Here is a 24,473-nt window from a genome sequence, read left to right on the forward strand (position 1 = left end):
GTAAGAACTAGTTTATAATGGTGAGGAAATTATCCTATTGAAGGCATTGTGACAAGGAAATAGAAGGTGAAACAATCTTCATGACTTGAATCTCCTTCAGTATTCATGCATGATAGGTCATAAATAAAAAGGAGTGTGCTCAATATGGTAGAAAAACTACAGCAACTAACAAATAACATAATCGCATCACAGGGGAAACTAGAGGCGGATTTTATTTTGCGCAATGCCCTTGTTGCCGATGTTTTTACATTAACTTGGAAAAAGGCCGATGTTGTTGTGAAAAATGGGCAAATTATCGCCCTCGATACCCAAAATCATTTTACTGCTAATAATGAGGAAGATGCTGCGGGTCATTATGTAATTCCTGGGTTAATTGATGGGCATATACATATTGAATCTTCTATGCTTACACCAGCTGAATTTAGTCGTGTCCTTGTTCCTCATGGTGTTACGACAGTTATCACAGATCCACATGAGATTGCTAATGTCGCAGGTGCAGAAGGTATTCAGTTTATGCTAGATGATGCTAAAAAAGCTGAAATGGATATTTTCGTTATGTTACCGTCAAGTGTGCCTGGCACTCATTTTGAACATGCAGGTGCAACTTTGACAGCAAAAGATTTAGCACCCTTTATGACCAATGACCATGTTCGTGGTCTGGCAGAGGTGATGGATTTTCCTGCTGTGTTAAACGGCGAAGCCAGTATGCTTGAAAAAATCTTGTTAGCCCAACAAGCAAATCTAGTTGTAGATGGCCATTGTGCAGGCTTAACAAGCGCGCAAATTACAGGCTACCGTGTGGCAGGTATTCATACCGACCATGAATGTGTGACAGCAGAAGAGGCGTTAAACCGTATAGAGCAAGGAATGTACGTATTAATTCGTGAAGGCTCCGCAGCAAAAAATTTACGTGACTTATTACCAGCAGTAAATACAGTAAATGCCCGTCGATTCGGTTTTTGCACCGATGACAAGTATGTCGATGAATTAATGGATGAAGGTAGCATTAACTTTGACGTAAAAATGGCCATTGCAGAAGGGATGGAACCATTGCAAGCCATTCAATTAGCGACCATTAATGTAGCAGAGTGCTATCGATTATACGATCGGGGTGTTTTAGCACCGGGCTATAAAGCAGACTTTATAGTAGTAGAAGATATAAAGGAAATGCGTGCAAAAGCGGTCTGGAAAGATGGAATCAAAGTCGCTGAAAATGGTGAAATGTTAACAGCTCGTGCGCAACTAAAAGTGCCGGCACATATCCATCAATCTGTCCATTTGCCAGCCATGACAACTGATATGCTTGCCATTCCGTTTACAAAAGGCACGACAGCCAATGTTATGGAAATTGTTCCTAACCAACTGATTACAAATCATTTGGTCGTAGAGGTACCTGTCACAGATGGTGTGTTTGTACCATCTGTAGAGCAGGATTTACTAAAGCTTGCTGTCATTGAGCGCCATCATCAATTGCATACGACAGGGCTAGGTATCGTGAAAGGTTTCGGTTTGCAAAAGGGAGCAGTTGCAACAACGGTAGCCCACGACTCACACAATGCGTTAGTCATAGGAACGAATGATGCAGATATGGTAATGGCCCTCAAGCGTATTCAAGAAATTCAAGGTGGCTTTGTTATTGTGGCTGACGGTCAAATTCTAGCAGAAATGCCGCTAACAATCGGTGGATTAATGACGGATGTAACGGCAGCTGAAGCTAAAAGCCAATTAGCAAGTCTACACAATGCACTTCATGAACTTAATCCTCATTTAGATTTCCATTTTCTTTTAACGTTTTCGTTTGTGGCACTACCTGTTATTCCAGCCTTAAAGTTAACGGATACAGGGTTATTTGATGTGACAACGTTCCAACATATTTCAGTAGAGGCATAGCTATAAAAAACGACCTGAAAGCTTCATGCATTCAGGTCGTTTGTTCATTTGGAGGTGGTGCGGGCTTGAAGCTGTTTATTTAGCAATGTTGCTTGTGTCAGAGCTAACGCATCATGCGCTATATCACCAGGTTTATTGGCTTTTCCGATAATGTATGATGAAAAAGGCATATTTAAAAAGTTAAAAATATAGTGGAATTGTTGAATCATCGGTAAGCCTTTTATTCGTGGATCATCGCCACCAACAGCAAGCACAATCGCTTCTGTTGTCTGGAGCTGTTCTTTCAACTGTGGAAAACGCTCATCACGAATGGCATGGCTCAGACGGTCAATCACATTTTTCATGATTCCAGACATGCTATACCAATAAATCGGCGTGGCAAAAAGAACGATATCACTTGTCAGTAATGCTTGAATAATATGATCGTAATCATCCTCTACATACTGAAAGCCTTGTGCATCATGGCGTAAATCATGAATAGGTACAATATTCAAGTTCTTTAAATATAACTTTTCATGGGAGATCCCTTCTAATACATAGTTGGCAAGTTCCTCACTATTGCTGTGTTGTCTGGAGCTACCATACAAAGCGGTAATGTGCATGTTATTCCTCCTCAAATCAAATTAAGCATAGTGTATGCTACTTCTACCTATCGTATTTTCATTGGACGTTAATATTCCGCCTTTGTTTATTGCTTTTTTAATGTGCCTGAAAAGTTCGTTCCTTCATCATGTGCAAAACGGCAATCTACTTCAATAATTTTAAGTGCATTTTTTAGTTGTTCAAATTCAAGCACACAGCGGTTTCCATCGTCTGATTTGTTCATGATAGCCTTTGTGCTAGACGTGATGGTAGCTGTACCTTCTACGCTACCAGACTGTTGTCCATCGCTTGCTGTCAAAGAAATGTTGAAGCTCTTGCTTGTAGCATTTGAAATAATAGCATCACGGCGATTAAAATCAGTCGCTCCTTTGCCCCATTTATAATAATACGTATACGTCCCTTCCCATGCACTGTTAGATAGTGCTACTTGTTGCATCGATTTATCGAGTTGCTTTTGCCCATTAATCGCTCGTGCATTTAATGAAACGTTACTTTGGTTTTCGTGAATGTTTTGTGCATCATCAGAAATCGTATAAAAATTCCTTGACTCCATGCGGTGAAGCAATGTCACAACTTGCGCACGTGTCATATGGTTTGCAACGCCAAAAAACTTTTGTAAATCACGATTTTCATACTTGGGGTTTTGTCCAGTGGAAATATAGGAATCAAGTAAAAATTGAATGGATTCATTAAGACCGCGTTTGCCCTCTGCAAGGTGAGTGATTGCTTGTGCAACGACACCACGTTTTATTGCCGTTGCTCGAATATTGTTATGAAAATACCCGTTGAGCGGTACACCGTAACTAGCTAGGCGATTATAATACTCATCTGCCCAGTTCCCAGCAGTAGTCTGCTTTTTTAACTCATCATATGGGGACTCTAGTTCGTAATAATTAGCAAGTAACTTTGCAAATTGTTGCTCCGTAATGGTTGCATTCGGCTTGAAGGTACCGTCCGCATAGCCATCGATAATGTCATATTCTTCTGCCCACAAAACCGCCTCGTAAGCAAAATGGTCTTCCGTTACATCTGAAAAACCGGCTGCCTCCACTTTGTAGTTCCCAGCAACGATAAGTAATGAAAGCAATAATATACACACTAATTGTTTCATTATCATACTTCCTTTCTAGCTGTAATTATATTTAGTTTGCAGGATATAGATGGAAACTGCAAATGTTTCTATCAAATAATTCAAGATCATGTCAATTTTACTAGTGAATATGATGAGCTACATTGTACGAACGATATAACGGAAGATATCAGCGATTTTCAACTATAGCTTTTACACCGTTACAACTGGATAGCCATCTCTAATTTTTATAAAACGATGCACAAAAAGTAAAGGTGATTTATGATGGGCACATAAAAAATGTGTGCAAGAAAAAAATTTTTTAAAAAAAATTTTTATAAAACAGTTGAAATTTCTTTTCATTAAGCATATATTTTTCCTAAGGGAAACAAAATATCGCAAACGAAAGAAGAGTGACTGTATGAAAGAGTTAGATGATTTGAAACTAACAATTCTTCCGCTAGGCATACTAGTGTTTTTGACGATGTTATGGAAAATGACCCAATCAGTTGGTGTAGCGATTTCAATCATTATATTTTGGATGGGCTGGAAACAGCTTATGAAAAAATTCATGATAAATAATTAATACGCCATACAAAGCGGCGTGATTAGAAAAAAGATGAAATACACATCTTCCAAACGGAAAATGGAGAAATGTTTACGCAAGTTGCTGCGAAAGCGTCTCTCGAAAATTATAAAAAGTATAAGGAGGGAAACCGTTTCGTCAAAACAAGCAACATTATAAAGCAACTCATAGTAATACGTTTACTTCCATGTAATTAAACGAATAACCGCATCATCATCTTCAGCAGAAAACGACTAAGAGTGGGAAAATTAAGCCACCAATTAAAGTTGCAGTTGAACAAGAGGCTGATAAAAAATAGACATCTTTCGCAAGGCATTGGGCAACAGAAGCTGTGTGAAATTCAAAAGACAATAGCAATTAAATGCACACAATATTTTTTGATAGAAACAGTTAAGTGTTATCCTTCTTTAGAAATTTGCAGTGACAAGCTCATAAAAAAGCATCCACAATGGAAAGAATCTATCAATGTGATGGGGTAAGCTTGGACTCATACTGGCTTCCCAATAAGCTTTACCGTTAGTCGATTAATCGCACATTATACGGTTAAAATGTAGGATTCGTTGCACCACAATGCTAATAAAGATAGTAGCTTCGGCAAAATCTCAGGCTCGATGGTGTAAGAAGTAAACGAAACGCTATAGCGTTTTATAAGGTTTTGACGACGGTAATGGTAATGAAACGTTTTTTAGGTGTAATGGTTTTAATGATGTTACTTTTCGGTTGTAGCGCAGAAAATAGCGCAACGGAAAAAAAAGAAGGAGTCGTTGTTGCAACAACGGGGCATATTGCCGATGTGATTAAAGAAATTGGCGGTGACCATTTAACTGTTTCGGCATTGATGGGGCCTGGTGTAGATCCACATTTATATAAAGCAACACAGAGCGATTTATCGAAGTTAGAAAACGCCGAAGTTATTTTTTATAACGGTCTACAATTAGAAGGACAAATGCTCGATATCTTTGATCAAATGTCCAAAGATAAAACTGTGCTAGCTGTTGGGGATAAGTTGGATAAAGCAAATCTACTCGATAGTGAAGATGAAGGGCTTCTACATGATCCGCATATTTGGTTTAACATTGACTTATGGAAACAAGTTGTGGATGCTGTAACGAAAACGCTTGTAGCAGAATATCCAACGTTTAAAGATGACTTTAAAGCAAATGAAAAAACGTATTTGGAAAAATTAGATGAACTACAAGCGTATGCTAAAAAGCGCATTAGTGAAGTGCCAGATAAGCAACGAATATTAGTAACAGCACATGATGCGTTCAACTATTTCGGAGAGAGCCAAGGATTTGAAGTTCGCGGCTTACAGGGGCTAAGTACAGAAGCTGAATATGGTGTGAAAGACGTTCAAGAAATGGTGGACTTTTTAGTAGATAACAAAATTAAAGCAATTTTTGTAGAGTCAAGTGTTTCCGATAAAGCGATGAAAGCTGTTATTGAAGGGGCAAAACAAAAAGGGCATGAAGTTGCCATTGGTGGCGAATTATTCTCAGATGCAATGGGCGCTGAAGGAACAGAAGAAGGCACATACGTTGGGATGTATCAACATAACATCGACACTATTGTCGATGCATTAAAGTAGGTGAAAAAATGAATGCATTAACTGTAGAAAATTTATCGGTTGCTTATGATAAGAAAACCGTTTTAGAAAATGCCAACGTCACAGTGCCTAGCGGTCGGCTTACAGCAATTATTGGGCCAAATGGAGCGGGAAAATCGACGTTCTTAAAAGCGATATTAAATCAATTACCAAACAAGGTAGGAAAAGTAGAGATACTAGGAAAGCTATTCGATCCAAAAAGTTTAGTCGTGGGATACGTCCCACAGCGCAATGCCGTTGATTGGGATTTCCCAACGAATGCACTAGATATTGTGCTAATGGGAAGATACGGACATACTGGATTGTTTAAAAGACCATCTAAACAAGATAAGCTTTTAGCAAAGCAAGCTTTGGAAAGTGTAGGCATGCAAGATTTTGCACAGCGTTCCATTGGTCAATTATCAGGAGGTCAACAACAACGTGTATTTTTAGCACGGGCTTTAGCACAAAATGCTACTATCTATTTCTTAGATGAGCCATTTGCTGGTGTTGATGCCGCTACTGAAAAAACAATTATTGATATTTTAAAAAGCTTAAAGGCACAAGGAAAAAGTATATTTGTCGTTCATCATGATTTACAAACAGTAAAAGAATATTTTGATTACACAATTTTATTAAATAAAACGATATTAGCATCCGGTGCAACGGAAGAAGTTTTTACACCAGATCAATTACAAAAAACATACGGTGGCAAACTATTCATGATGCAAGACATGTTAGGAGCGAACAGCCTATGTTAACGGGAAACTTGCTTTGGGTATTAATGGGTACGATGTTGCTTGGGATTGCTGCTGGAATAACAGGTACTTTTTCCTTTCTTCAAAAACAAAGTTTAGTAGGTGATGCTGCAGCACATGCAGCATTACCTGGTATTGCCTTAGCATTTTTATTAACAGGGCAAAAAGATTTACCTATATTAATGCTTGGGGCAGGTATAACATCCGCTTTGTCTGTCTACTGTATCCAATGGATTGTTTCATTTTCGAAAATGAAAGCAGATGCTGCTATTGGTTTAGTGCTAACGGTATTTTTCGGGGTAGGTGTTGTATTTTTAACGGTTGTCAATCATAGCCCGCTAGGAAATCAGAGTGGCCTTAACAATTTTATTTTTGGTAAAGCGGCAACGATGACAAAAGCGGATTTAACATGGCTGTTTTTAAGTGCAACAATTATTATAATAGTTAGTTTGTTATTTTATAAGGAATGGAAACTATTAATCTTTGATCCCATGTATGCAAAGGGGATAGGCTTACCGATTGAAGCGTTAAAGGCGACGTTAACCGTTTTGATTGTAATGACAATTGTAACGGGCATTCAATCAGTCGGTGTTATTTTAATGTCAGCGTTGTTAATCATTCCTGCTGTTAGTGCCAAATTATGGACAAGGAAGCTAAGTTCAATGCTTGTAGTTAGTGCAGTAATAGGTGGTGTGTCAGGGATTGTTGGAACCTTTATTAGTTCTACGCGTACAGGCTTATCAACAGGACCTTTAATTGTTTTAGTAGCTGCTGCCATTTTCTTTTTATCTTATTTATTTAGTCCAGCAGGGCAAATGTATAAGTACTTTAGAAAAAAACAGTTTCGAAAGCAAGGTGAAGTAGGATGATTGAATTATGGGTCATAATCACGGGTCTTTTGGTTGGTATTACATGTGGGATGGCTGGCGTTTTTTTAATATTACGTAAAATGTCGATGATTGCAGATGCTATTAGCCATACGGTGCTGTTTGGGATTGTGATGGCATTTATCATTACGCAAACATTAAACGGATTTTGGATGCTATTAGGTGCAGCGGTTGCTGGCATTTTAACGGCATACTTAGTGCAGTTATTACATTCTTCAGGTATACAGCAAGATGCTGCAATAGGTGTTGTCTTTACGACGTTATTTGCTGCAGGTGTTCTGCTAATTACATTGTTTGCTAGCCATGTGCATTTAGATGTTGAGCATATCTTAATGGGCGAAATCGCATTTGTTCCTTGGGATAAATGGACGTTCTTTGCCATAACAATGCCAAAAGCTGTCTGGATACTATTGCTTGTATTATTCATTAATATAGGGTTCCTATTATTATTCTTTAAGGAAATGAAGCTTGCAACCTTTGATAGCGTTTATGCAGCGTCCATTGGTGTGCCAATACTTTTCTTACATTATGGTTTTATGACATCCGTTTCCTTTACAACTGTTGCAGCATTTGATAGTGTTGGAGCAATTTTAGTAGTGGCGATGTTAATCGGGCCTGCTGCCACAGCCAATTTAATTAGTAAATCAATTAAACAGATGTTCCTATTCAGTATGTTATATGGAGGGGCAGCTGCGATTATTGGTTATTATTTGGCTAAATTTTGGGACACGTCCATTGCAGGTATGATGGCTACAGCGGTCGGTCTATTATTTATCATGACGTTATGCGTTCAAAAATTTATGGACTATAAACGAAAAGCACTTGTTAGTAAATTAGAAGGGGCTTAAAGTGTAAGACATTGTGAAAGGTGCTGTTTGACTCCGAATTTTGACATATGTTAAGGGATAGTCACTTTAGATAGTAAATAAAGAGGGAGAGATGGGGCTTTTAAAACCCATCTCTTTATTTTGTTTGACAGTGTAGTAACACATCTGTACGCTAGCAACCCCGCTAATTACTATAAAAAAGCATATTTCATCCTTTTGCACGATTTTCCCTTTTTCAAAAAATAGTATACTTTTGTCATTCATCATAAGGGGAGATCACATGATAAAAGGATTATATGAAGCACATTTACCCGTTAGCGATTTACAACAATCCATTATATTTTATGAAAAGCTAGGGCTTGAATTAGCTTAAGTGCAACAGCAATTCGCCTTTTTCTGGATTGTCAAAGGACAAAGTTGGATAGGTTTGTGGGAATGTAAGGAAGCGCAATTAGACTACCATCCGTCTATTCGACATCTCGCTTTTAAAATCGACGAAGAGGATGTAGGACGAGTGAAACAATGGTTACAATCCATTGGTATTGAAATAAAAACAGCATTTGGCTTTACGCCCTCACAACAGCCGCTCGTCTTACCCAATCATCCACATGCCCATGCGGCAATCTATTTTGCCGTTCCAGATGGCAATTCTATTGAGCTAATTACGCCATTAAGATTGGATGTTGCTGAAGAATTTCCAATGATGTCTTTAGCAACATAGTACAACAGGGATAAGTAGCGAAAGTGATACATAAATCAAGAATAAAGGAGTTTGCACACGTCGATAAAATACCAGATTTGTAAAATTATATGTACGATTATTTATAATTTTGTTACGATGGATGTTATAAAAATTTAATATTGGGCAACGAGGGGAGACAGCATGTGGGGAAAACGTAATGTTTGGATTATTTTATTAGGTGAATTTGTAGTAGGTCTTGGCTTATGGGCTGGAATTATTGGCAACTTAGCATTTATGCAAAAAGTCGTGCCGTCAGATTTCCATAAATCATTAATTATTTCAATTGGTATATTAGCTGGTCTTGTTGTCGCACCACTCGCAGGGCGGTTGATTGACCAATCAAAGAAAAAAACAGTTATTCAGTTTGCGAGTGTAGGTCGTATTCTAAGTGTGTTCTTTATGTTTATTGCACTGTATACCAACTCTGTAATATGGATGATATTATTTTTAATCACGTTACAAATTGCAGCAGCCTTTTATATGCCTGCTTTACAGTCCATTATACCATTAGTTGTCAAAGATAAAGATTTAATGACTTTGAATGCATGGCAAATGAATGCTCGAACGATTTCAAGAATTGTCGGAACCGCTGCAGCGGGCTTAATGTTAAGCTATTTTGAGTTGAAATGGTTATATATTGTTTCACTAATTGTGTATATTATCATGTATTTTATTACAAATAGTTTAAAGCTTGATGAAGCGGTAAATGTATCTGTCAATGACAAGGAAAAAGGTAGATTTAAGGACGTGTACCCGATGCTAAAGGAGCATCCGGTCGTATTAATGACACTCGTTTTAATGTTAATTCCGACATTATTTTTGGGCTCTTTTAATCTAGTCATTATGAAAATCACTGAAATGCATGAGTCCACGACTATTTCTGGTTTATTATATACAGTTGAAGGAATTGGCTTTATGTTAGGGGCTGCGGGGCTCAAATATATTGCTGAGCGCGTCAAAATAGGGACATTATTATTCGGACTTGCATTGATTATTGGCTTAATGGAGCTCATGTTATTGCTAGCGGATAGTACGTTCTTTGCTTTATTAACATTCGGACTATTTGGTTTTTCTGTCGGTTGCTTTTTCCCAACAACGATGGTGATTTTTCAAAAACAAGTACCGAAAGAATACCACGGGCGATTCTTTTCCTTCCGCAATATGATTGACTCGGTTGTGTTCCAAATTGTGCTGTTGTCAACAGGTATGATGCTCGATTTAATCGGCTTAAGTGGAATGGGTATTGTTTTTGGTATGATTAGTTTAAGTTTAACCGTAACTTTTTTCCTTTTCTCGAAGAAAAGAAAGGTGATTTTACACGCACATTAAGCGTTACAATGACAAGTTATTTCTATTTACAGGTCAATCTGTATGTGGAAATAGCTTTTTTTGTTTTTTATATGGGAAAATTCAGTTTCCTATCATTTTCATGTCCTACTATTAATGATGGAAGGAGTGAAGGAAATGAAAAACAAAAAAATAAGTGTAGCAGTTAGTTTATTGGTAGTAGGTTTATTAACGAATGGCATGCAGGCTAAGGCAGATGATGACGATTATGATCACGATGGTTATGAACATGAAAAGTATGAAAAATACGATGACCATGATGACGACTATGATCATAATGATGATGATGACTATGATTATGAGTATGAAGATGATTATGACGACGATGATGATCAATACGAAAATTATGATACAACGAACGTTGTGAATGAAAAAGGGAAATGGAATATTTGGACAAGATCCGTTGTTGTCGATAAAGAAGCACTACCTTTTACGGATTCAAAACAAGTTGTATTAAAAGTAACAGGTACAAATAAAGAGGTAAACTTGTTTGCAATGCCAAAAGACGGAGAAATATTTGTACCTGGCAAGACAGTGGCAAAGCTATTAGGTGCAACAGCGACTTATTACAAAACAAGTGAAATATTGGTTATTCAAAACGCTAATCATGAACTTATTTATCGCGCAGGGAAAAATGTTGCTTACGATAACGATGTAAAAACACCATTACCTGCACATGCTTTTTATTTAAATAATGAGCTTTATTTACCGATTAGTGCCATAACAAATGGCTTAGGCTTTATCGCCGAATGGCAAGAGGAAAATCAACAGTTTGTCTGTCAACCATTAAATTAGGTAGGAGTGTGGAGAACGATGAAAGATCCAAAAAAAGCAAAATGGTTATTAGGCGCATCGGGTGTACTTATTTCTGCTGCATTACTATCACAATTTAATGACACATCGCAAGCTGAAACAACTGATGCTCAATTTTCTAAAATAGAAGAGAAGGCCATGACAAAGAAAGAGAAAGAGCTTGTCCAGCTTGATTGGACAAATTTTGAAATAACAAAACAAACAGCAGTCAAAAGTGAGCGCAAAACGAAAAGAACTTGATAGGGATGATGACAGTGGATACATTGACATTACAAGTAATGAATACGGAATTTTATCTAGCTATAGCAAAGAGTAACAAAACGAATTGGAAAGAAAAAGCTGAAAAGTGGCTTCGTTATGTAGCGCAAGAGTGGTCGAGGTTTGGCACGAACAATGAACTATGGCAATTGAATAATTTGGAAATCGGGCAAACATTACAAGTAAGTGACGACCTCTACGATTGTTTGGTGCAGGCCAATGACTATTATCTTCGTACAAATGGTTTATTTTCACCGTATTTAAAATTACAACTTGAACAACATGGCTACAATCAATCTTTTCCGTTTACCTCAATTGAAAAGGAGGCAATGTACAACCAATCTATTATAGCAGGTAATCCTTTTCGGTTTTTAAGCAATCAACAAGTTATGAAAATAGCACAGCAAGAAATTGATTTAGGGGGTTTTGCAAAAGGCTATGCTATTGAAAAATTAGCGCAATGGCTTGAGGCGGAGATAGCTCCTGAATACGGCTTAATAGATGGGGGTGGGGATATGAAAATGTGGTCGTCAGGTGAAAAAATATGGACGATTGGTGTTGCCGATCCCTATGATGTGGACAAAGAAATAAGCTCTATAAAAATGGCTTCGGGCGCTATTGCTACCTCTAATCGAATTTATAGAAGTTGGACCCAAGGAGAAAACAGGAAGCATCATTTATTAAATGGTCAAACAGGAAACGTTGCGATCACGGATGTAATACAAGCAACGGTCGTAACATCATCATTATGTGATGCAGAAGTTGGAGCAAAACTTTGCTTTTTAGTGGATGAGACCAAACAGCAACAATGGCTTGAAGCAATATGCGACCGCAGTGCACGTTTTATTGTAAAAGAAAATCAAGCAGGTTACTGGGCAATGACGGGGGAGAAAGTATGTTAACAAGTACATGGGAATGGATTCGGTTATTAGGGTTTTTAGCATATTTTTATTTTACAGTGTCTATTGTATTTGGTTTGTTAAGAAAATCAACGTTTGTCAAATCACATAAAAATTTAATTTACCAAGTTCATCAAAACGCGGGGTGGTTAGGTCTAATAACCGTTGTTGCGCATATGTTCGTGCTCATCATCGATAACTACGAGCCCTATGCATTAGTGGAAGTGCTACTCCCTTTTTCATCTCATTATCAACCGATTGCCTCGGGACTTGGGATAATTGCTTTTTACTTATTTTTATTAGTACTATTAACTTCAGATTTATGGTTGAAAACGATGAATCGCTCAATATGGAAATCGATCCACTTTCTCGTATTGCCAGCTTGGCTCCTATCTCTTTTACACGGCATACTTATTGGGAGTGATACAGACAACATATATATCCTGCTGTTCTATTTTACGTCCGCAGGTTGTGTGCTCTCAATATTGATAGCAAGAATGGTCAGCCAAGGAAGGAAGACAAAAGACAAAACAGTACCACAAGCATTAAGGAGCTCAAAATAAAAGCATCAGCTTATTTCTTGAGAGGAAATAAGCTGATGCTGTTACTTTTTAAGCCAATTTAAGAAATGTTATTGAACGGGAAATTCAATATAAAACGTTGAACCTTTTCCTACAGTACTCGTAACATAAATTTTTCCTCCATGCTGTTCTACAATCGCTTGTGCAATGGCAAGACCTAACCCTGTCCCATTGCGTTGACGTGAAGTGTCACTGCGGTAAAAGCGTTCAAACACCATGGCAAGTTCCTGCTGTGGTATACCGATACCACTATCTGCTAGAGCAATCGTGATAAGGTTTGCTTGTTTTGAAAGTGTCAATGTAATCTGACCTTGCTTTGTATAGGCAATAGCATTATCTAATAGGATATAAAGCAGTTCTTGTATTTTTGTTGCATCGCCAAGTAGTTCAATGTTTTCTTCTATTTGTGTGCAAAATTGAATGGATTCGGGCATAATTTTCTGAAATTTAGTACTGATTTTTTCAAGCATAGTAGATAGCTGTAATACTTCTTGATGAGCTAAGCCCTGCTGTTGATCGTGGCGCGCTAAAAATAATAGTTTATCAAGCAGTGCTTTCATTAATTGGGCCTCATCTTTTAAATCTGTAATTAACTCTTTGCCAAAAGGAGTTAAATGCTTTGCTTCCTCAAGTTCTAAAATATCGAGTGAACTATAAAAAATACTAAGTGGTGTGCGCAATTCATGAGAGGCATCCGAAACAAACTTTTTTTGTTTATCAAATGACCATTGAATAGGAACCATCGCTTTGCCAGCCATGTAGTAGCTCAGTAATCCGATTAAAATCGTTGAAATACACGCTAATAGTAGCAGTAACTCACTTGCTTTTTGAAAAAAGTGATGTTGTGTTGTTACAGATTTCCCAATCAGTATATAACCGACTACTTTTTCATGATAGCTAATCGGTTTTTTGAGTACAAGAAAATGCTGTTCTTTCCATTCGAAACGACGTACGACATCGTGAACTTGACGGTCTGGCGAAAAGGCTTTTTCTACTTGTGTTTTAAGTCCTCTAACAGATTCATCCCCATGGATAAATTGATGATCGTTTGTATAGATATAATAAAAATAATTCCGATTTGGATCATAACTTACGGTTTTTTTGTTGTCATTTGCATATTCAAAATAATCATGTTCCTGTTTTATATAAAATGCTTCTAATTCTTGTATTTGTTGATTTTCCATCAATTTAACGAGAGAAAAATAAAGAACAATAATAAACAGCGAAAACAATAAAAAATAGAGTGTGGCATACAAATAAGATAATTTTTTTCTGGTTTTATGAAACATGAGATTCCCTCAATTTATAGCCAATGCCCCGCACATTTTGAATGCGTGATTTGACTTGCCCATCATCAATTTTTTTTCGAACAAGCTTTACTAAAGCATCTAATGAATTGTTGGATACATCATAATCATAGCCCCAAATATAAATGCATATTTGTTCTCTCGTTAGAACACGACCTTTATTTAAAAATAAATATTCAAGTAGTAAAAATTCATTTTTAGTTAATTCTACTTCGGTATTATTAAGTAAAAAAGTCCGCGCATCGACTTGTAAGGTTAAATTATCTACTCTGACAACTTGCTCAATCACTTTATTTTTTCTACGCAGTAATGCCCGCACCCTTGCTAACAGTTCCTCCATCTTAAAGGGTTTTACTAAATAATCGTCAGCGCCACTATCAAGTCCTGTAATGATATCTTCTGTATCGTCCTTGGCAGTTAGCATTAAAATACTGCCATTAAAGCCACTTTGTCGTAACTGCTGACAAACAGCAATACCACTTAGCTGAGGCATCATCCAATCTAAAATCACTAAATCGTACTGTTCAGAAAATGTATTGTTCAGGGCATCTTGTCCATTATCGACAGATGCAACATGGTGGAATTCTTTTTTTAAAATATGAACAATATTTTTACGTAGTCGACTATCATCTTCTGCCAGTAATATTTTCATTTTAGTTCCCTCCTGTTTACATATTCAAATTATTATACTATGCTAAAATGAAGGCAAACTGAAAAAATAGTATATCATCCTGTTTTTTTCACATTTAGCTATCTTTAGTGTGAACCACCAAGTTATCATTTAGTAAATTGAATCAATAGAGATGGCTATCGCTTAATGACTAAAAGTTAGTTCTATAGTACATACCTCCATTATAAAGGGTAGTACTACAATGTATACTAGCGGAAGTTTACAGAACTGCCACGACATAGCTTATTGAAATTAAATGGATAGGATTTTTCGTATACAATAGTCGTGAAAGAGGAGGGGGAGTAAAGGATGGATAGTTATTATGCAGTTATTTTCACATCACAACGGACGGATGACGACAACGAAGGATATGCCAAAATGGCGGATGCCATTGAAGTATTAGCAAAACAGCAGTCAGGTTTTCTTCGTGTGGCAAGTACAAGAAATGCCGAGGGGCAGGGGATTACTGTATCGTATTGGGAATCGTTAGAGGCGATTCAACAGTGGAAAAGCAATGCACAACATGTTGTAGCACAACAACTAGGGAAAGAAAAATGGTACAGTCATTATCATGTAGAAATATGCCAAGTTATGCGTGCATATTCTTTTTAAGAAACAAGCATTCAGTCTTCAACGATAGCACAAATAAAAAAATCCGCTGAGCCTGCAAAAGGCTCCACACGGATTTTTTTTGCTTTTAATAACGATAAGCCATGTTCCATTATTACGAGTATCGAGTTACTGTAATATCATGTTCACCAAACGCTTTATAGGCACGATGGTCAATAGCTCCAGCAACCGTTTCAAACGGTATAGCTCGACGAATGCCAGCAGTAACAAACTTTTTAGCTTGAATAACAGCCTCTTCAACACTTAAACCTTGTGCTAAGCCAGCAGTGATCGCGGCAGAATATGAACAACCTGCTCCATTTGTATGGATAGTATCAATACGTGGGGCTTCCAATGTTACCATGCGTACGCCATCATATAATACATCTGTTGCTGGACCATCGAGACGACCACCTTTTACGAGTACAAATTGCGTGCCAAGCTTATGTAAATCACGGGCAGCATCCTGTAAATCAGTGGCAGTCGTCAATTTTTTACCACCGAGCAAATATTCTGCTTCAGGCATATTAGGGGTCATAATTGTTGCATGCGGTAATAGTTTATCCTTTAAAGAAGACATGGCACCTTCTTCCATTAATGCAGTTCCTACTTTACCGAACATAACGGGGTCAATAACGACATGTTTGACCTGAACAGTAGAGAGCCAGTCTGACACAAGCTCAATGATATCTTTGGTGAATAGCATCCCTGTTTTTAAAGCATCTATGCCAATTTGCGTTGCAATCGTATGGAGCTGTGCCTCAATAACGTCTAACGATTGCGTAAAAACGCCTTGATTAGTACGAGGATGTGTTGCTACAAAGGCCGTAATGGCAGAAGTGCCGTACACCCCTAGTTCTTGGAAAGTTTTTAAATCTGCTTGAATACCAGCTCCGCCACGTGCGGCAGAACCAGCAATTGTCAGTGTTTTTTTCATGTTTAGTGTACTCCTCATCTTTTACGTGAAAGCTAGTTGACGATGACTTAAAGTAATTCTATATTACTTTATTGTAATAATAATTGTCGTTATTTTGAAATAGCCAGAAAGTAGAGTTTTTATAATGTCAGTTTAAAGATAAAGCAAAAAATTAAAACATGTATGTGCTAGCCATTAGGAAGAACATACATGTTTTAATGGCGCTATGCAATCAAAGGGATTACGTTAATTTTTGTAGATGGCGTTTCACAGGGATATTGCCAAGTTTACGCCAGATGGTTTCAACTGGACCTTGTTTATATTTTCGTAACCATAAAGTAGAAAAGACAATCATAAACAACGTAATGCCTAGCCAAGATGCGTGGATTAATGGTTGACTATAATGGTTGGATAGACCGAGTCCCCAATTATAGAACAAAAAGGATGCAATGATATTTTGCGCGATATAGCATGTAAGTGCCATTTTGCCAACATTACTAATATAATGTTGGGTTTTAACGAACTTTTGATGGCGGGCGATTAAAAAGACAAGACCGAGATAACCCAGTGATAAAACAGGGGCAAAAACATAGCGGTCTAAAACGACAAATTGAGTACTAAAAAACGATAGTGCATTTAATGGGATACCAATACCTAATCCAATCCATAGTAGGCGGTTTTGCAGTCGAATGCCGTGTTCATCCATTTTCAATAAACCTTTTCTGACGAGGAAGACACCCAGTAAAAATAAAAAAACATTCATTGGTAAAATCATAATCGCTTCTGAGCGTAAAACCCAAAAATGTTCCAGCCGGTACACAACTTGCTCCCACCATGAAAATCCAGCTATCTCAAGCAATTGATTTTCCTGACGAACTAATGCTGCTTGTTCAGCGATACTACTACGATTAGCACTTATATTGGCATATGGATTGTTTGGAAACAATGTTCGTGCAAGTTGAGTCGTCATAATTTTGTCCATAAGAAAACCTTCTATGACTTGGTGAAAAAGGTGAATACTAGCTGCAATAAACATACAAATTTTCATGACTCGCTCTGAGCGTTGAATAATAAATGCAACGAGGATACCTGTTAGGGAATAACTCATTAATACATCAAATTCAAAAACAAATATAAAATGAAGAACCCCATCTAAAAAAAGCAATATCATAGACCATAGGTACAGTTTAAACCAAGGGAGCCCCCTATTTTGGAAACTAGCATATTTCAATTGCATGCCAATGCCGAACATAATCGTTAATAAGCCAAGAAATTTCCCGTTCGTCAAATAATCTGAAAACTTAGATATATATGAACCAATCCTTGAAATATCAGTTTCATCTAAATCGACTGAATAGCCAGCTGATCCAAAAATCCAAATATTCGTTCCCAGTGTGCCAATTATGGCTAGTCCTCTCGCAACATCCAATAATTTTATTCTTTCCATCAAAACACCTCTCAAAAATGTTTATATAGAACGAAATGATAACGATTTTCATCGCGTTCTCATAAATAATAAACGAGTATAGATTAGGAAGGTTCCGATAAAATGAGCATTTTAGTGGATTGAAATAGCATAATATAGTTTTTATGAGGGTAAAAGGCAAGCATGTCATAAAAAAATAGCTTGTTTGTGACGGTCAATTGATTGCAAAGATAGCGGTTGGAGGAGAAGATTATTACAGAGAACGCGCAAGCAAGTTGCGGCTTATATACTTACCTTGCCAAAGCGGCAATTAGAACAGTAAAAAAGTGTTAGATGATTTGCTGAATCTAACACTTTCTTTGTATTGTCTACCGCTTTTAGAACATCTGCGGTAATAGCTCATTTATAAATTGACGATTTTTACGTAGCCAAATTTTTAAAATGATACGATGCGTTAAAAGCTGATGTCTTTTGTTGGGCCTGTTTTTTGCTTCTAGTAAACTCTCGAGTAATAGGCACGTTTCGGTAGCGTAATTATTAGGTTCTACTAGTACATCAAGCTTATAATCTATTAAGTGCGCTGCTTGCACCTTTGCGAGTAATTTGGCAAATAGAGTCGTCATTTCTTGGTAAGCTTCATCAAGTTCTAAGTCAATTAATGTATATAATGTATGTTCAATTTCAGCCTCTAAAGCTTGAAGCTGCTCGATTGTTGGTTGTGTCAAAAAATCACCTCTAATGTTTTAAGGACGCCCTGCATAAGGGAAAGCCCTAGTGCTGCAAAGAGCAATCCGACAATTACTGTACTACAAACATAACGGAACGCTAGATGCCATTGTTTCTTTTCGATTAGTTGCAATGTTTCAAAACCAAATGTTGAAAACGTTGTATAAGCACCTAAAAAGCCAATTCCTAAGAAATGCCATAGCGCATCACTTAGATGTGCACCAACTAACAGACCGAGTACAAAGGAACCTGTTATGTTGATGACAAAGGTAGCCCAAGGATATGTACTAACAATCCATTTACCTAAGTAAAACCTTGCTAATGCACCTAAAAATCCGCCTATTCCAACTAATATCATTGCGTCCGCCTCCTTGCAAGTCGAGCGCCTAGCCAAGCGCATACTAGACCACCGAACACACTCATCAAACAATAGGCGATTGCTTGTCCCCATTTACTATTTTCCAACAGTAAAAGTGTCTCTACAGAAAAGGTCGAGAAGGTAGTAAAGGCTCCTAAAAAGCCTGTACCAATGCCGAGTACAAGGGGCGTGCGGTTAGTAAAGGTGGTGAAAAGGAAGGCTAAACAAAAACAACCAACTAAATTAATGCAAAGTGTTGAAAATGGAAAGACCGCCGTATTTGCAGCTAGCATACTAATATAATAGCGGGAAATAGCGCCTAAACATCCTCCTAAGCCAATTGCAACAAATATTTTCAATGTCAAAGACTCCTTTATTTTTAGACCGAGTATAGATAATAAGATTCACCGCATGCCTTTATATTGTATCAAGCACAAAAGCAGGATGGTAGTTTTTTAAAGTTTGTTATAATGAAAGCTATTTTCTTGCGAATAAAGCAATTCACTACTTTAAAGCGTTAATTATTTCCTGTAATATATAAAAAATAACAGTTTGAATGTTGACAATTATTTCAATTATATGATAATCTTCAATAACACTATAACAAACCAAACAAAGGAGGGCATGACAATGATGATTTTATCCGTACGATACAAAAGCACAGTTGCATACATTGTCCATGTCTAACATTGTTATTTTTTATGCAATGAAAGGTATGGGTACACCTTACCTTTTATAAGAGACGCATGCTCTTTTCAGGGGATGCGTCTTTTTTATTGCAAAAAAAGGTGATAGTGAACAGAAAAAGGAGTGTATGTGTATGCAAAACATCACAAGGAAATTAATTTTCAATAAGGAATTGCTAGATAGTGGGTAGCGAAGATGTAAAGCATTTAGGAAAGAAGGTATTGAAGTATGTTTGATGTATTAAGTAAATTAAGTTGGTTTTTTAAGCAATATTGGAAGCAATATACCATAGCGATTGTACTCTTAATCATTGCGAGTGGATTAGAGGTTATTCCACCGTATTTACTAGGGTCTATTATTGATATTTTAACTGCAGGCACAATGACAACAGCTATTTTAACGAAATATTTGTTGATTTTTGCGGCTATTATTGTTGGCGGTTATGTCTTGAATTTTGTTTGGCAATTTCGATTATTTGAAGGTGCCATTAATTTAGAGAAAATGTTACGTCGCAATTTAATGCAACATTTTTTGCGTATGACACCGACATTTTATGAAAAAAATCGCACTGGTGATTTGATGGCACGAGCTACAAATGATTTAAACGCCGTGTCACTAACTGCGGGCTTTGGAATCATGACACTGATAGACTCGACGATATATATGGGCTGTATTATTTTTGCAATGGGTTATATGATTTCGTGGAAGTTAACGTTTTTTGCCATGTTGCCAGTGCCCGTTATGGCTATTCTTATTCAGTATTTAGGGAAAATTGTGCATGAACGGTATATGAAAGCGCAGGACGCCTTTGGTGAATTAAATGATAGTGTCCTTGAGTCAGTAGCAGGTGTTCGAGTTGTAAGGGCATATGTACAAGAAAAAAAGGACGAAGCAAACTTTGCAGCAATGAGTGAAATCGTTTATGAAAAAAATATGCATACGGCAAAAATCAACGCTTTATTTGGACCCATCACGAAAGTAGGGACAGGGATTAGTTATGTTGTGGCACTTGGCTACGGTGCACATTTAGTATCGACTGAGGCGATGTCATTAGGGCAACTTGTAACATTTACTGTCTATTTAGGATTAGCGGTTTGGCCAATTTTTGCGATTGGGGAACTTATTAATGTGATGCAGCAAGGAAATGCCTCATTAGACCGTGTACAGGAAACGTTACGCTATAAAGCGGATGTACAAAATAGTGCAACACCGCAAGCTGTAGCAACGCCAAATGCAATCGGGTTCAACGAATTATCTTTCCAGTATCCAATGAGCCATGTGAAAAACTTGGAACGTATTTCATTGTCGCTAAAAAAGGGGCAAACACTTGGTATTGTTGGAAAGACAGGTGCAGGGAAAACAACCTTCTTACGACAGCTGCTACGAGAGTATCCAATTGGAGAAGGTCAGTTGTCCATTGATGGCATTGATATTACGGCTCAAACAAAAGAGCAGTTACTCGATTGGATCGGCTATGTGCCGCAGGATCATGTATTATTCTCCCGAACAATTCGAGAAAATATTTTATTTGGAAAAGAAGATGCTACAGAAGAAGAGCTGAAACAAGCGATTCATGCAGCCTATTTTGAAAAAGATTTAGCCCATCTCCCAATGGGGCTTGAAACACTTGTTGGAGAAAAAGGGGTATCACTTTCAGGAGGTCAAAAGCAACGTGTATCAATTGCGCGGGCACTCATTAAAGACCCTGAAATTTTAATCCTTGATGATTCACTTTCAGCGGTAGACGCTAAAACGGAAGCTAAAATCATCGAAAATATTCAGCGTGAACGACAGGATCGAACGACGATTATTACAACCCATCGATTATCGGGAATTCAACATGCCGATATGATTATTGTGCTTGATGAAGGACAAATAGTAGAACAGGGAACACATGAACAGCTCCTTTCACAACAAGGCTGGTATAAAGAACAATTCGACCGTCAGCAGCTAGAAGGGGGTGCCTCATGAGTACGAGTCAACGCTTAACACGCTATGCAATGTATTTTAAAAAACCAATATTTTTAGGGTTATTTTTCTTAACCATTGCTGTCTTTACCGAACTTATCGGGCCATTTATTGCAAAGCATATCATCGATAATTATATGACGATCGGTCAAATAGAAATTAAACCGATTACGTGGTTGTTACTATTGTATTTAATTTTGGCGATTGCTACAGCGGTTTTACGTTACTTTATGTATATTTATTTACAAATGGGCGCAAATCGTGTTGTTCAAAAATTACGTAAAGATGTATTTGAACATATTCAAACGTTACCGATTCAATATTTTGATAATTTACCAGCAGGGAAAATTGTTGCGCGTGTAACCAATGATACCGAGGCAGTCCGCAATTTATATGTCCAGGTGCTATCAAATTTTGTGACAAGTTTAATTTCAATTATCGGTGTATATGTAGCGCTGTTTATTTTAAATTGGCAAATGGCGTTACTGGCATTAGTCATGGTGCCTATCATTTATGTATGGATGATTTTATATCGGAAATTTGCATCGAAATACAATGATGTTATTCGCACAAAGATTGCAGATATCAATGCGATGATCAATGAATCCATTCAAGGTATGACAATTATTCAAGCATTCCGACGTGAGCAACAAATGACGAAGGAATTTGATGATATGAATAATGAACACTATGCCTATGAGCGTAAACTATTAGTGCTCGATTCGGCGACTTCATTTAACTTAGTGAATACGTTAAGGCTTTTAATGTTTACGATTTTTATTTTCTATTTTGGGACCCAATCGATGACGACAACGCAAATCATTTCAGCAGGGACTTTATATGCTTTTGTCGATTACTTAACAAAACTCTTCAATCCAATCACCAATATTGTGAATCAATTTTCGCAGCTTGAACGCTCGCTGATTGCAGGGAAGCGCGTGTTTGAGGTGTTAGATATAGATGGAGAGCCCGTATCTGAAGTAAGTCTACCAAGATATAAAGGCAATGTCGTGTTTGAGGATGTTTCCTTTGCCTACAAAAACGATGACTATGTTTTGAAAAACTTAACATTTGAAGCACATCAAGGAGAAACAATTGCACTTGTAGGTCATACGGGCTCTGGAAAAAGTTCGATTATGAATTTATTATTCCGCTTCTATGACCCATCTAAAGGCAAGATTTCGATTGATGGTATAGATATTACAACGGTTGCTCGTCAATCTATGCGTGAGCATATGGGGATTGTTTTACAGGACCCTTATTTATTTACCGGTACGATTGCGTCCAATGTGAGTTTAAATAACCCGAAAATCTCTCGACAAAAAGTGGAAGATTCTTTAAGAGCCGTTGGAGGGGATCGCGTGCTTGCAAATTTACCAAAGGGTTATGATGAACCAGTGATTGAAAAAGGAAGTACATTATCTTCTGGTCAGCGACAATTAATATCTTTTGCACGTGCATTAGCCTTTGATCCAGCCATTTTAATCTTAGATGAAGCAACGTCAAATATTGACACTGAGACAGAAGAAATTATTCAACATGCAATGGATGTACTAAAAAAGGGGCGCACAACATTCATTATTGCCCACCGTCTGTCAACAATTAAAAATGCGGATCGAATACTTGTCTTAGATCGTGGAAATATTGTGGAGCGTGGTACCCATGATGAGCTATTAGCACACGGTGGAATTTATGAAAAAATGTATCAAATGCAAGCGAACTCTTTGCAGTAAAAGTAAGGACAACGCCCCACTTTTCTAAGTGGGGCGATAATCTTTATTAATTCTTAAAAAGTGCCAACAAACTAATTTTTAGCAAAAAATTAGCAAAGTCTTATGCTCCTTATTTTGAAAGAATTTTTTCATTTGAAATACTTCAACAACAACTAATAAGAGAGATTTTCATTTCTTGTTATTTATATAATCGAAAAAACCTGGACAATTAATATGGTTCAACAGGTCTATTTTTTCTAAGATTTTTATTTTTATTTCTTGTTCTAAATCCTCGCGCTCTTGTACGGACGTGCTTTTTAAAATATTTTTAATTTTCTGATTAAAATCTCTAATAATTTCCTCGTAGTTTAATTCTTGTTTACTTTGCAATTTTCCCACATCCATTATTCAATAATTTAACCTTTAACTTTTTAATAGCAGTCCTTAAATTATAAGAAATTGTTTGCGGAGACTCATTTAAAATTTGTGCTATCTCTTTATTGCTTAAATTTTGGCTATATTTTAAATCTAATATTAATAATTGTTTACTAGATAATGTTTTTATAGCATGGAATAGCTCTTCACTTGAAATTGATTGTAAAAGCCCTTGGCTATTTAAAACTGTATCGTATAAGTCATTTTGCAGTTCTAATTGTTTAGAAGGGAATTCGTGAACATTGTTTTTATCCTTTACAAAAGAAGATAAAAATATATTTCGACTATAATAACGATTAACTTTCTTATCAAAATCTATTGAAAAGAAATGAATTAATTTGTTAATATAGCTGATTACCTTTGCTTTTTTGTAATGAGCTTTAAAAGCATTGTCCAATCGGATTTTATTTTCAGGGCATGGCTCTGCTAAGAAGGATGATAGTAAATCACGATTTTTTTGATCTTGTAAAAAGAAATGAATGACAGGATCCATTTTTTTTCGCTCGAAATTAGTTAGAAAGATTTTTATATCCACGTTTACTCCTCCCTTATAATTAAGTATAGTTACTTCTCTCTAGTAGCCAAATTTCGCATAAATCTCTCCAGTAATAATTTATAGCTTATATAAAATAAAGAGATTTCTTTCTTTAAAAAAACAAAAAAACAGAACATTTATTCTGTTTTTGATGATAAAAATTATTATATACAATAAATTTTGTTTTTTTTGATTTATTATCTCTTTAATTAATGAACCATTCATTAATTGGAGGATTAATAAATGACAATAAAATTGAAATGGGCGAATAGAAGTATC

General features: G+C 36.8%; 25 protein-coding genes. 15 read left to right on the plus strand and 10 right to left on the minus strand.

What is annotated here, in order from left to right; translation table 11 throughout:
* The first annotated feature begins 144 nt into the window (after positions 1 to 144).
* Entirely contained in the window at positions 145 to 1,890 is a 1,746-nt protein-coding gene (ade, locus tag FC748_RS04240; protein WP_108030087.1) for an adenine deaminase, read from the plus strand.
* 44 nt (positions 1,891 to 1,934) lie between these two features.
* Here the strand turns inward: ade and FC748_RS04245 are convergent, their stop codons facing one another.
* Both FC748_RS04245 and FC748_RS04250 read right to left on the minus strand, forming a co-directional pair.
* Positions 1,935 to 2,492 carry a flavodoxin family protein gene (locus tag FC748_RS04245; protein ID WP_108030088.1) on the minus strand — a complete coding sequence of 186 codons (558 nt, stop codon included), beginning with the start codon at positions 2,490 to 2,492 and terminating at the stop codon, positions 1,935 to 1,937.
* A gap of 86 nt (positions 2,493 to 2,578) precedes the next feature.
* Entirely contained in the window at positions 2,579 to 3,604 is a 1,026-nt protein-coding gene (locus FC748_RS04250; RefSeq protein ID WP_108030089.1) for an S-layer homology domain-containing protein, read from the minus strand.
* Between the two features lie 379 nt (positions 3,605 to 3,983).
* On the opposite strand from FC748_RS04250, the gene FC748_RS21945 reads away from it, so the two are divergent.
* The 11 genes from FC748_RS21945 (at position 3,984) to FC748_RS04300 (ending at position 12,827) form a co-directional block, all read left to right on the plus strand.
* Positions 3,984 to 4,148, plus strand: a complete 165-nt coding sequence (locus FC748_RS21945; protein ID WP_162832707.1) for a hypothetical protein — start codon at positions 3,984 to 3,986, stop codon at positions 4,146 to 4,148.
* A 673-nt stretch (positions 4,149 to 4,821) separates the two neighbouring features.
* Complete coding sequence (locus tag FC748_RS04255) at positions 4,822 to 5,736, plus strand: metal ABC transporter solute-binding protein, Zn/Mn family (protein ID WP_024361026.1); 915 nt, start codon at positions 4,822 to 4,824, stop codon at positions 5,734 to 5,736.
* 8 nt (positions 5,737 to 5,744) lie between these two features.
* Positions 5,745 to 6,494 (plus strand): metal ABC transporter ATP-binding protein, encoded by a 750-nt coding sequence (locus FC748_RS04260; protein ID WP_108030091.1) that lies wholly within the window; start codon positions 5,745 to 5,747, stop codon positions 6,492 to 6,494.
* The gene (locus FC748_RS04265) at positions 6,488 to 7,360 is read left to right on the plus strand and encodes a metal ABC transporter permease (RefSeq protein WP_024361024.1); all 873 of its coding nucleotides are present in this window, start codon (positions 6,488 to 6,490) and stop codon (positions 7,358 to 7,360) included. The genes FC748_RS04260 and FC748_RS04265 overlap by 7 nt, the downstream gene beginning before the upstream one ends.
* Positions 7,357 to 8,226 carry a metal ABC transporter permease gene (locus tag FC748_RS04270; RefSeq protein WP_024361023.1) on the plus strand — a complete coding sequence of 290 codons (870 nt, stop codon included), beginning with the start codon at positions 7,357 to 7,359 and terminating at the stop codon, positions 8,224 to 8,226. The genes FC748_RS04265 and FC748_RS04270 overlap by 4 nt, the downstream gene beginning before the upstream one ends.
* Before the next feature lie 352 nt (positions 8,227 to 8,578).
* Complete coding sequence (locus FC748_RS04275; RefSeq protein ID WP_238600156.1) at positions 8,579 to 8,926, plus strand: VOC family protein; 348 nt, start codon at positions 8,579 to 8,581, stop codon at positions 8,924 to 8,926.
* Between the two features lie 162 nt (positions 8,927 to 9,088).
* The gene (locus FC748_RS04280; RefSeq protein ID WP_024361021.1) at positions 9,089 to 10,276 is read left to right on the plus strand and encodes an MFS transporter; all 1,188 of its coding nucleotides are present in this window, start codon (positions 9,089 to 9,091) and stop codon (positions 10,274 to 10,276) included.
* A 135-nt stretch (positions 10,277 to 10,411) separates the two neighbouring features.
* The gene (locus FC748_RS04285; protein WP_108030092.1) at positions 10,412 to 11,089 is read left to right on the plus strand and encodes a copper amine oxidase N-terminal domain-containing protein; all 678 of its coding nucleotides are present in this window, start codon (positions 10,412 to 10,414) and stop codon (positions 11,087 to 11,089) included.
* Between the two features lie 18 nt (positions 11,090 to 11,107).
* A complete protein-coding gene (locus tag FC748_RS04290; protein ID WP_024361019.1) occupies positions 11,108 to 11,347 on the plus strand; it encodes a hypothetical protein in 240 nt (79 codons plus the stop codon).
* 14 nt (positions 11,348 to 11,361) lie between these two features.
* The gene (locus FC748_RS04295; protein ID WP_025219833.1) at positions 11,362 to 12,267 is read left to right on the plus strand and encodes an FAD:protein FMN transferase; all 906 of its coding nucleotides are present in this window, start codon (positions 11,362 to 11,364) and stop codon (positions 12,265 to 12,267) included.
* Positions 12,261 to 12,827 (plus strand): ferric reductase-like transmembrane domain-containing protein, encoded by a 567-nt coding sequence (locus FC748_RS04300; RefSeq protein WP_069513215.1) that lies wholly within the window; start codon positions 12,261 to 12,263, stop codon positions 12,825 to 12,827. The genes FC748_RS04295 and FC748_RS04300 overlap by 7 nt, the downstream gene beginning before the upstream one ends.
* Positions 12,828 to 12,895: 68 nt before the next feature.
* On the opposite strand, the gene FC748_RS04305 is transcribed toward FC748_RS04300, so the two are convergent.
* Both FC748_RS04305 and FC748_RS04310 read right to left on the minus strand, forming a co-directional pair.
* Entirely contained in the window at positions 12,896 to 14,134 is a 1,239-nt protein-coding gene (locus FC748_RS04305; protein WP_108030093.1) for a sensor histidine kinase, read from the minus strand.
* Complete coding sequence (locus FC748_RS04310) at positions 14,124 to 14,804, minus strand: response regulator transcription factor (protein ID WP_024361015.1); 681 nt, start codon at positions 14,802 to 14,804, stop codon at positions 14,124 to 14,126. Before FC748_RS04310 ends, FC748_RS04305 begins: the two co-directional genes overlap by 11 nt.
* A 327-nt stretch (positions 14,805 to 15,131) precedes the next feature.
* Between FC748_RS04310 and FC748_RS04315 the strand changes: the two genes are divergently transcribed.
* Complete coding sequence (locus tag FC748_RS04315; protein WP_108030094.1) at positions 15,132 to 15,434, plus strand: antibiotic biosynthesis monooxygenase family protein; 303 nt, start codon at positions 15,132 to 15,134, stop codon at positions 15,432 to 15,434.
* Between the two features lie 112 nt (positions 15,435 to 15,546).
* On the opposite strand, the gene thiD is transcribed toward FC748_RS04315, so the two are convergent.
* The 5 genes from thiD to crcB (FC748_RS04340) form a co-directional block, all read right to left on the minus strand.
* Positions 15,547 to 16,368, minus strand: coding sequence for a bifunctional hydroxymethylpyrimidine kinase/phosphomethylpyrimidine kinase (thiD, locus tag FC748_RS04320; RefSeq protein ID WP_024361013.1), 822 nt, complete (start codon positions 16,366 to 16,368; stop codon positions 15,547 to 15,549).
* A 220-nt stretch (positions 16,369 to 16,588) separates the two neighbouring features.
* Positions 16,589 to 17,794, minus strand: a complete 1,206-nt coding sequence (locus FC748_RS04325) for a DUF418 domain-containing protein (protein ID WP_108030095.1) — start codon at positions 17,792 to 17,794, stop codon at positions 16,589 to 16,591.
* Positions 17,795 to 18,150: 356 nt separating this feature from the next.
* Positions 18,151 to 18,498 (minus strand): hypothetical protein, encoded by a 348-nt coding sequence (locus tag FC748_RS04330; protein ID WP_024361011.1) that lies wholly within the window; start codon positions 18,496 to 18,498, stop codon positions 18,151 to 18,153.
* Positions 18,495 to 18,857, minus strand: a complete 363-nt coding sequence (gene crcB, locus FC748_RS04335) for a fluoride efflux transporter CrcB (protein WP_024361010.1) — start codon at positions 18,855 to 18,857, stop codon at positions 18,495 to 18,497. The genes FC748_RS04330 and crcB (FC748_RS04335) overlap by 4 nt, the downstream gene beginning before the upstream one ends.
* Positions 18,854 to 19,216, minus strand: coding sequence for a fluoride efflux transporter CrcB (gene crcB, locus FC748_RS04340; protein WP_108030096.1), 363 nt, complete (start codon positions 19,214 to 19,216; stop codon positions 18,854 to 18,856). Before crcB (FC748_RS04340) ends, crcB (FC748_RS04335) begins: the two co-directional genes overlap by 4 nt.
* Before the next feature lie 556 nt (positions 19,217 to 19,772).
* On the opposite strand from crcB (FC748_RS04340), the gene FC748_RS04345 reads away from it, so the two are divergent.
* Both FC748_RS04345 and FC748_RS04350 read left to right on the plus strand, forming a co-directional pair.
* A complete protein-coding gene (locus tag FC748_RS04345) occupies positions 19,773 to 21,515 on the plus strand; it encodes an ABC transporter ATP-binding protein (protein ID WP_108030097.1) in 1,743 nt (580 codons plus the stop codon).
* Positions 21,512 to 23,245: an ABC transporter ATP-binding protein gene (locus FC748_RS04350; protein ID WP_108030098.1), complete on the plus strand. Its 1,734-nt coding sequence runs from the start codon at positions 21,512 to 21,514 to the stop codon at positions 23,243 to 23,245. Before FC748_RS04345 ends, FC748_RS04350 begins: the two co-directional genes overlap by 4 nt.
* Positions 23,246 to 23,603: 358 nt before the next feature.
* On the opposite strand, the gene FC748_RS04360 is transcribed toward FC748_RS04350, so the two are convergent.
* Complete coding sequence (locus FC748_RS04360) at positions 23,604 to 24,194, minus strand: sigma-70 family RNA polymerase sigma factor (protein ID WP_108030099.1); 591 nt, start codon at positions 24,192 to 24,194, stop codon at positions 23,604 to 23,606.
* Between the last annotated feature and the right edge of the window lie 279 nt (positions 24,195 to 24,473).

This window comes from Lysinibacillus sphaericus (assembly GCF_005217585.1).
In the GTDB taxonomy this organism is placed as follows: Bacteria; Bacillota; Bacilli; order Bacillales_A; family Planococcaceae; genus Lysinibacillus; species Lysinibacillus sphaericus.